This is a genomic window from Bradyrhizobium elkanii WSM2783, assembly GCF_000472865.1.
In the GTDB taxonomy this organism is placed as follows: domain Bacteria; phylum Pseudomonadota; class Alphaproteobacteria; order Rhizobiales; family Xanthobacteraceae; genus Bradyrhizobium; species Bradyrhizobium elkanii_A.
In genome coordinates, this window is sequence record NZ_AXAP01000161.1 from 1 (window position 1) to 8,185 (window position 8,185).

At 63.0% G+C, this 8,185-nt stretch carries 7 protein-coding genes, 1 tRNA gene and 1 pseudogene; 5 read left to right on the forward strand and 4 right to left on the reverse strand.

What is annotated here, in order from left to right; all coding sequences use genetic code 11:
* Nucleotides 1-176: 176 nt before the first annotated feature.
* Genes YY7_RS0148605 through YY7_RS0148615 form a run of 3 tightly spaced genes read right to left on the reverse strand, consistent with a single transcriptional unit; the run spans nt 177 to nt 3,816 of the window.
* Nucleotides 177-2,342 carry a xanthine dehydrogenase family protein molybdopterin-binding subunit gene (locus tag YY7_RS0148605; RefSeq protein ID WP_028167745.1) on the reverse strand — a complete coding sequence of 722 codons (2,166 nt, stop codon included), beginning with the start codon at nt 2,340-2,342 and terminating at the stop codon, nt 177-179.
* Nucleotides 2,339-3,328: an FAD binding domain-containing protein gene (locus tag YY7_RS0148610; RefSeq protein ID WP_035691962.1), complete on the reverse strand. Its 990-nt coding sequence runs from the start codon at nt 3,326-3,328 to the stop codon at nt 2,339-2,341. Before YY7_RS0148610 ends, YY7_RS0148605 begins: the two co-directional genes overlap by 4 nt.
* Nucleotides 3,325-3,816, reverse strand: coding sequence for a (2Fe-2S)-binding protein (locus YY7_RS0148615; RefSeq protein WP_028167743.1), 492 nt, complete (start codon nt 3,814-3,816; stop codon nt 3,325-3,327). Before YY7_RS0148615 ends, YY7_RS0148610 begins: the two co-directional genes overlap by 4 nt.
* A gap of 96 nt (nt 3,817-3,912) precedes the next feature.
* Here YY7_RS0148615 and YY7_RS55970 point away from each other — a divergent pair, with 96 nt between their 5' ends.
* From YY7_RS55970 to YY7_RS55975, 4 genes and pseudogenes are all read left to right on the forward strand, one after another.
* Entirely contained in the window at nt 3,913-4,563 is a 651-nt protein-coding gene (locus tag YY7_RS55970) for a helix-turn-helix transcriptional regulator (RefSeq protein WP_245287700.1), read from the forward strand.
* A 73-nt stretch (nt 4,564-4,636) separates the two neighbouring features.
* Nucleotides 4,637-4,726 (forward strand) — tRNA-Ser (locus tag YY7_RS0148625).
* Between the two features lie 129 nt (nt 4,727-4,855).
* Nucleotides 4,856-5,524, forward strand: a complete 669-nt coding sequence (locus YY7_RS0148630; RefSeq protein WP_028169269.1) for a hypothetical protein — start codon at nt 4,856-4,858, stop codon at nt 5,522-5,524.
* A 362-nt stretch (nt 5,525-5,886) separates the two neighbouring features.
* Nucleotides 5,887-6,281, forward strand: a pseudogene (locus YY7_RS55975) (SOS response-associated peptidase family protein); the annotation flags it as partial.
* Between the two features lie 847 nt (nt 6,282-7,128).
* Here the strand turns inward: YY7_RS55975 and YY7_RS0148645 are convergent.
* Nucleotides 7,129-7,323 (reverse strand): hypothetical protein, encoded by a 195-nt coding sequence (locus YY7_RS0148645; protein ID WP_028169271.1) that lies wholly within the window; start codon nt 7,321-7,323, stop codon nt 7,129-7,131.
* 440 nt (nt 7,324-7,763) lie between these two features.
* Between YY7_RS0148645 and YY7_RS55980 the strand changes: the two genes are divergently transcribed.
* On the forward strand, nt 7,764-8,185 hold a 422-nt coding region (locus YY7_RS55980), incomplete at its 3' end, for a hypothetical protein (protein ID WP_035693118.1).

Consider the following 8,185-nt stretch of genomic DNA (forward strand, 5'->3'; position numbering starts at 1 on the left):
CCCGACTGGAATCGAACCGGGCTCAAACTCGAAACCTTTGCAGGAGGCAGGCGAGCGTTTACTCAGCGGCTTTCAGTCTTTCGAAGTGGAGTAATCGAAATCGGGAGTTTGACTCCACTCCGCCATCATTTTCCGACAGCGCAGAAGTTATTTGAGCGCGCAGTCACGTGCCGCGATCAGAGACAATCCTCGATCCGGATCGGCAGCTTGCGAATGCGCTTGCCGATGGCGTCGTAGACGGCGTTGGCGATCGCGGCCTGGATGCCGGCGGTCCCGAGCATGCCGATGCCTTTGACGCCGCCGGGGAGATGCGGGTCGTCCTCGTCGATCATGGCGATGTCGAATGCGGGCATGTCGGCATGAACCGGAATGAGATAGTCGGTGAAGGACTTGCCGAGGATGCTGCCGGTCGCAGCATCGGTCACGGTCTGCTCATGCAACGCCATGCCGATGCCGCCGATGAGACCGCCGATATACTGGCTCTTCGCCAGCAGCGGATTGAGGATGCGCCCGGCCGCGAAGGCGCCACAGACGCGGCGGACGCGGATTTCGCCGAGCGCGGCATCGACACCGATCTCGACGAAGATCGCACCATATCCCATGCCGGTCGCGGCAAGCTGCTGATGATCGGTCGCCGGGCTCTCGCCGTCTGCCTCCAAGCCATCAGCGGCCGCACGCGCGAGCACGTCGGTGAGCCTTTCGCCGGCGTTGCCGGAGCGGCTGCGGATCATCCCGTCGGCGAATTCGAGATCCTCCGGCGGCTTGCCGCCGAGCGACGACGTCGCGTCGGTGGTTGCGAGGCCCGCGAGGGACGCGCGCAGTTTCGCCGTTGCAGCTTCCACGGCGGGAAAGATGCTCGCCGTGACCTGCGAGCCGCCGGAGAAGGGGCCGTCCGGCAACTCGGTGTCGCCGAGCTCGACGGTGATCTTGTCCATGGGTAAGCCGAGCGCATCGGCCGCGATCTGGCCGAGCGCGGTGTAGGTGCCCGAGCCCATGTCCTGGGTGCCGCACTGGACCAGCAGCGAGCCGTCGGCGCGCAACGCGACGCGCGCGCGGCAGGCCTGGCGTATCGCCGGATAGAGCGTGGTCGCCATGCCGAAGCCGATTTTCCAGCGGCCATCTTTGGCGGCCGATCGCGCGCGGCGCTCGGCCCAGCCAAAACGCTCGGCGCCAACGCGATAGCATTCGCGAAGGCTGTTGCTGCTCCAGGGCCGGCCGTTTTCCTGGTCGTGATCGGCAAAATTGTCGAGGCGCAATTCGAGCGGATCGACCCCGAGCAATTCTGCGGCCTCGTCCATCGCCGACTCCAGCGCAAAGGTGCCGGGAGCCGTTCCCGGCGCACGCATCGGAACCGGCTGCGGCTCGTTGGTGCGCACGAGGCTGTGACGCGTGGTGACGTTGGGGCAGGCGTAGAGGAAGCGCGTGTAGACCGCGGTCGAGTCGGAAAATTCCGCATGTGTCGAGGTCTGGGCTACGACATCATGCTCGATCGCCGTCAGCCGTCCATCGACGAAGCCGAGCGCGAGGTCTTGCGCCGTCTCCTGCCGCCGCCCGACCAGGGTGAACATCTGCGCGCGGCTAAGCTCGAGCCGCACCGGACGGTTCGTCTTTCGCGACGCCAGCATCGCCCAGAACATCCACGGCCACCACAGCTGTCCCTTGCAGCCGAAGCCGCCGCCGAGATAGCGCGACAGCACGCGGATGTCGACGGGCGGCATCTCAAACGCATGCGCAATGATCGCGCGCGTGGCGAAGATCGCCTGGGTGCAGGTGTGGACGACGGCCTTGTTGCCCTCCCACCAGCAGACGACCGCATGGGGCTCCATCGGATGATGGTTGTTGACGGTAGTGGTGTAGCGGCGCCGCACCACGAGCCCGGCTTCGCTCAACGCCTTCGCAGAATCGCCGCGGCGGGTCGCGGCCGGGAAACGCCCGACCATCGCCGGCTCATAGGCCTGGTCCAGCGCCTGGTCCATTTGCGTCAACGCGGTGCGCGCTGCGATCGAGGCTTGTGTCGCCTTCGCCGCTTCGCGGGCCTCCGATAGCGTAGTGGCGGCGACGAGCGCGACGGGCTGGCCGTGAAAATGGATGGCCTTCTCCCGGATCAGGGCGGTTGCCGCCGACGGCTTCAGCGAAGCCGCATCTTCGTGGCTGACGAGGGTGGCAAATCCCGGCAGCGCAGCGGCACGCGATGCATCGAGCGACTGCAATTCGCCGCAGGCGATGGGCGACTCCACGAGGGCCGCGTGCAGCAGGCCCTCGGGCATCATCTCGCCTTCATAGCGGGCCTGGCCGGTGACCTTGAGGGTGCCTTCATAGCGCGCGATGGTTCGGTTCTTCACGAATGGCCTCCGGCCGTTTGCAGGGCGCGAATGACGGCGTTGCGCAGCAAGGGGATCTTGAATGCGTTGCCTTCGAGCGGGCGCGCGCCTTCGATTGCGAGCGCGCCGGCCTCGGCAAAGGCGTGCTCCGTCGGTGCGCGACCGATCAGCGCCGCCTCGCTTTTCTCAAGTCGCCAGGGCAGTGGTGCAACACCGCCAGCCGCGAGCCGCGCCTCGGCGATGACGCTATCCTCGATGCGCAGCGCCGCCGCGACGGAGACGACGGCAAATTCGAACGAGGCGCGATCGCGGATCTTCAGATAGGTCGCGTGGTTTGAGAAACGCGCCGCATTGAGCATGCGGATCGCCGTGATCATCTCCCCGGGGCGCAGAGATGAATCGGGTGCGGTGGTCTCGCCCGGCAGCGGGTAAAGCTCGGACAGTGCGAGTTCGCGTTCGCCGCTATCACTGCTCACCACGATCCTGGCGTCAAGCGCGGCCAGCGCCACCGCGAGGTCGGACGGATGCGTGGCGACGCAGCCGGGCGAGCCACCGAACAGCACGGCATGGCGGTTCTCGCCATGTCGGGTGCCGCATCCGGACCCGGGATCGCGCTTGTTGCAGGCCAGTCCCGCGTCGCGAAAATAGGGACAACGTGTCCGCTGCAGCAGATTGCCGCCCATGGTTGCGACATTGCGCACCTGTCCGCTGGCGCTCGCAAGGATCGCATCGCATACAAGAGGATAGTGCGCTTTCACCTCTGCATGGGCGGCGATGTCACTCAGCCGCGCCATCGCGCCGATGCTGAGCGTGTCGCCGGCACGGATAATGGTCGCAAGCGGGAGGTGCGAGATGTCGATCACGTCCTGCGGCGCGGTCAGCGACGCTTTCCAGAGCGGTAGCAGATCGGTGCCGCCGGCGAGATAGGCGGCACCTGCCCTCTCGCCGCGCGCGAGCGCATCGGTGAGTTCGGCCGCGCGAATATAATTGAAGGAAGCGCTGCTCATAGCCCGCCGACCTCCGCGATCGCAGCGACGATGTTGGCATGGGCGCCGCAGCGGCAGAGATTGCCGCTCATGCCTTCGCGGATGTCGTCGATCGAGCGTGGCCCCTCCGCCAGCAAGGCGATCGCGGACAGAATCTGGCCCGGCGTGCAGTAGCCGCACTGGAGCGCATCGTGCCGGATGAACGCATCCTGCAGCGGATGCAGGCGATCGGCCGTGCCGATCCCCTCTATCGTCGTCACGTCGGCGTCGCCAAAGGATGCTGCCAGCGCCAGGCAGGATGCGATCCGACGGCCCGCGACCAGCACCGTGCAGGCGCCGCAGCCGCCCATGTCACAGCCCTTCTTGGTGCCGGTGAGCCCGAGCTCGTCGCGGATCACGTCCAGCAGGGTCGCGGTCGGCGCGATCTCGCGCTCGTATCGCGTGCCGTTGATCTTTATGGACAGCGCGATGCTCTGTTTCGGAATGTTGGCGTTCGGTGATTGCGTCATGTGGTGTACATCGCCGTGGCACTGGAATGTTCGGCTGCGATTATGGCAGGCTAGGGCGAAGCTGGAAGGCATGGTATTATCCTAGGATGGCAGGTAGTGGCCGAACTCGCCGGCATCGGCGTCGACTGGTATGTGCGCCTCGAGCAGGGCCGCTCGGTCAATCCGTCGATCACGACCATCAATGCGCTGGCCCGGGCGCTCCAGCTCAACAAGGTCGAGCACCTTCATCTCAAGGCCCTCACCCGTTCCGGCGAGCGGCGGAGTTTCCAGCAGGAGACGGTGCCGGCATCATTGCAGCGGATGATCGACGCGATGAAGCACCCGGCCTATGTGACCGGTCGCCGATGGGACCTGCTCGGCTGGAACAAGGCGGCGAACGACATTTTCGCGTTCGATCATCTCGCGAGCGAAGACCGCAACGTGCTCGTCTCCATGTTGACGCGGCCCTCGGCGCGGAAGCTGTTCGGGGCGGCCTGGGCCGATGAAGCCAAGCGCGTCGTCGCGCAGTTCCGGGCGGTGCACGATCTATGGGCCGACGATCCCGCGTTTCATGAGCTGTTGCTCAAGCTCAGGAAAGGCTGCCCGGAATTTTCGGTCTGGTGGAAAACCCACGACATCCGCGGCACGGCCGCCGGCATCAAGCGGCTGCATCATCCGAAGAAGGGCGTCGTGTCCTTCGAACATGCGAGCTTCCAGGCCAATGACGACCCGTCATTGCGGGTCGTGATCTACACGCCGGTGAAGTAGGGGGGCGGGGTTCTACTGACAGTCGCCAATTGCGGCCCCGACCACGAGGGCCTAGGCCCCCGATTTGGCGACTGGAGAGGTGGCAGAGTGGTTGAATGCACCGCACTCGAAATGCGGCATAGGTGCAAGCCTATCGGGGGTTCGAATCCCTCCCTCTCCGCCACCTGACCGAAGAGTTCAGGAAACCTCGGCAAAATGAGGCTTTCCCGCAGAGGCGGGTTTTGACCCTGTGTAGCACCCTTGTGGAGCACCCAGCATACCCCCTATGGGTCCGTCGCCCAGTGCTCTCGGAATGAATGGCCTCAAGGAAATGGGCACTTTGGTTGATGCGGCCACGATCGATATCGATCGCTTACTGAAGGAGGCGAAACCGTTTCCCGCCAAAAAGAAGTTGGAGTGGCTGCGCAAGGAAGGTGAAAAGGTCAAGCTCGCTATGGCGAAAGCTGGCCGGCGCGTACTGTACGATCCCAAAGGATACGCCGATTGGTACAAGGACAGCCGAAAGGTTCGGAAGCCATGGAAGCTCGCATGCTGGGAGGGCAACGCGAACGTTGCTGAAGCGGCGCGCCAGTTCGTCAGTAAGAATTTCGACCGATCCGGGCCGCGGGACTGGCTTAACGTCGACAAACATCAGGTACGAAAGGGCGATTGGCTCCTGTGCTTCACCTGGACAAACTCGCAGGCGCGGCGACTGAGCTGGCTGTACGTCGATCGCGTGGTTCCGGTCCAGAAGTTAGAGCATGGGGCGTACGAACAAGATTTCCCATTCCAGGCATTCCAGGCAGAAGACCCCGTCCGCTATGATGCGCCTCCATTCCATCTCGGACGTAAATTCGCCCAAGCGCTCACAAAAGCAATCAAGAAGGTGGGTGCGGCGAAGGTGGATAAATCGAACTATGCCATCCCACCTCGCGCACTACTTGACGCGCTCGCGCAGATGAGCGGCCAACGAACCAGATAGCTCCCTCAGGTACAACTGTTCGGCTCCTAGCTTGACCGGAGGTAGTTTGCCCAGAAGAAAGGAGTATGGCGCGTTGATAGGTGTAGACGGCGTCAGCGGTCTCGAAAGACCATCCTGCGCCCAAGCGTGAGGAAATGCGGGAACGCGCGACGGCAGCCCCCACGACATTTGGCATCGCGCAATCCTGGCTATGTCTTCTGCGGGTTGGCACGCAAAGGCGCTGGGCGATCTGGCGCATATCGAATACGGAAGCCGAGATCTTCATGAATAGGAGGATAGATTGCGTGCCATCGCGGCTGCGCTGACCGGCGCGTTGCATTGGAGGCGGCGCATGAAAATCATCGTTGACGAAGCCGGCGAGATCATCGCCAAGGCGACGGATCAAGCCGGAAAACCGATGCTTTGTCGCGACCATAGCTTCGCCGAGTACGCGCCCGAGCCAAACCCGGATACGAAGAAAAAGGACGTGGTCTGGTTCGCACTGAACGACGATCGGCCGCTTACCGCGTTTGCCGGGATCTGGACCGAGTTCAAGGGCGATCGCGGCACGAAGTCGAAGCCAGTGCCGGGGCTGCATCTGGTCTATGGCTTTCTGACGACGGCACCGAACGCCATCGTCGAGCCGATCCATCCCAAGGCGATGCCGGTGATTCTCACGGCCGACGAAGAGCGCGACGTGTGGATGCGCGCACCGTGGGATGAGGCGAAGGCGTTACAAGCCTTGCTCGCCGAACGGGCGCGATGCCCCATGACTTAGGCGGCGCCCCCAATGCATTCCGAGTTACGCCGCCTGTTAGCCACTAGACCGCATCAAATACGGATCCAAGGCCCCAGCTAATCGGTCCGCCACTTGCATGGCGGCCGGTGTGGACTGCTTTTCGCGATGAAGCGAGCCGACGGAATTGACCGCCAGCCCACTACAAGCGGCAAGAACAGTTATCGCAATCGCAGCGAGATATTCGGTCCTCATGGAGACGGTCCCCTTCATCGCCCATAAACTAACTGGCACTCTCAGAAATGGATCCCGCGCGCAACGATGGCATCGCAAGCCTTGTGGGATGCCTCGACCTCCCACTCCGGGTTCCTCCGAAAGGAACATCGCGTCGCGATCAGAGATCAAAGGAACAACAAGCGCATGTCAGGCTTTAGCAACATGAGGCCGCCGCTCGCTGGCAACCAAGCTGGCGCATGTCGCGGATAGCCAAAGGTCGCTACCAAAGACCCGCTGTTGTCAAAACGAGCGCTCGCGCAGATAGCCAAAAGCGGCGGTCTCCGGTTTCATTCAAAGGTCGCTGGCCGTTGCCTCCATTGAGGCTACGAGGGGTTCGGCTTTGGCTGGCTTGCTCTTTGCCGGAACGAGAGCATCGTATGGGCTATCGCGTTGACCTTGACCACACACAGCAGCGCCGTCGTTCGAAAGATCGGGAGAGATTGGGCGCGTCGCTGGAACTAGAGCCGGCACCACCAGAGGGACTTAAAAAGCAAATCGACCGGCTCCGCGAATTGGAGGAGCAGTCAGCATCGATCATTCCAGGTTAGATAGATTGCGCACCACACGCCAGCAGTTAGCGTCACCGCAATGACGACCACCGCGATGGAGCGGCTCAGGCCGTATCGCGAAGTGAACTTCCGTGATGCTTGAAGAAGAGATCGAGCTTCACAGTTTCGCCGGTATCTCGCCAGAACAGTTTTTTACCGAGGCTGGCCGCCACCGCGAGGCGGTGGTGGCCGCCGATTAGAGTATGGTCATCCGTTGCTTTGGCGATGACCTCGCCGGCTTCGTCCACGATGATTTTCATGTGCCGCCTCCAATCCTCCTGCGAGCGTCGAGCAAGCGGCTGCTCATTGTCGATTGTAGCATCGGAGCCTCATACTAGCACTCGCGTGCCAGACGAGTTGAGCCAAATCAAATCAAGGCGGCGGAAGGGCGCAAAAGGCGCCGTCAGGACAGCTGTCCTTACGGGCGGCGACCGGCCACTAAGTCCGGTCTCCGCTCCAGGTTCTAGGGCGGTGATCCTAGCAGAACAGCACCGCCCACGTCCGCCGCCCCTAGATCGCGGTCGGCAGTCAGGGTTTAGTGCTCTGCCGTCCAGCCCGCTCTGGGTACATGAGATCAAACACGACGGCTAGGTTCGAAGCCCCGTAAGCCGGAAGGAGTAGGCGCGCCGCCGCGCCATCTTGCGTATGCCCAAGGCTGTCCTAGCCTGCGGGTTTTTCCTAACAGCTGATGGAGGAGACCATGCGCAGCCTCAGAATGGCATTAATAGGTGGATTCACCGGAGCCGTGATGGCTGGCAACGTCACGACGCTCCATGCGGCTCCTTTGCCGACCAACGTGGCAAGCATGAAATCCATGGTCGCCGACAGTTCGATCCAGGTCCGGTGGGGCGGCTGGCGCGGCGGCGGATGGGGATATAGAGGTGTCGGAGGCTGGGGTCCTCGAGGTTGGGGTTGGGGAGCAGGCGCGTTAGTTGGTGCCCTAATCGGTGGCGCGATCGCGAGCAGCGCCTATGGCTATTATGGCGGCCCGTACTACGGCGGCTACTACCCCGGCCCGTATTACGGCGGCTACTATCCCGCCTACAGCTACTATCCGGCGTACGTCGACTATGGCTGGCAAGCAATCCAGGAGCCTGGGGCCGCCCGCTTCTACAGACCTTA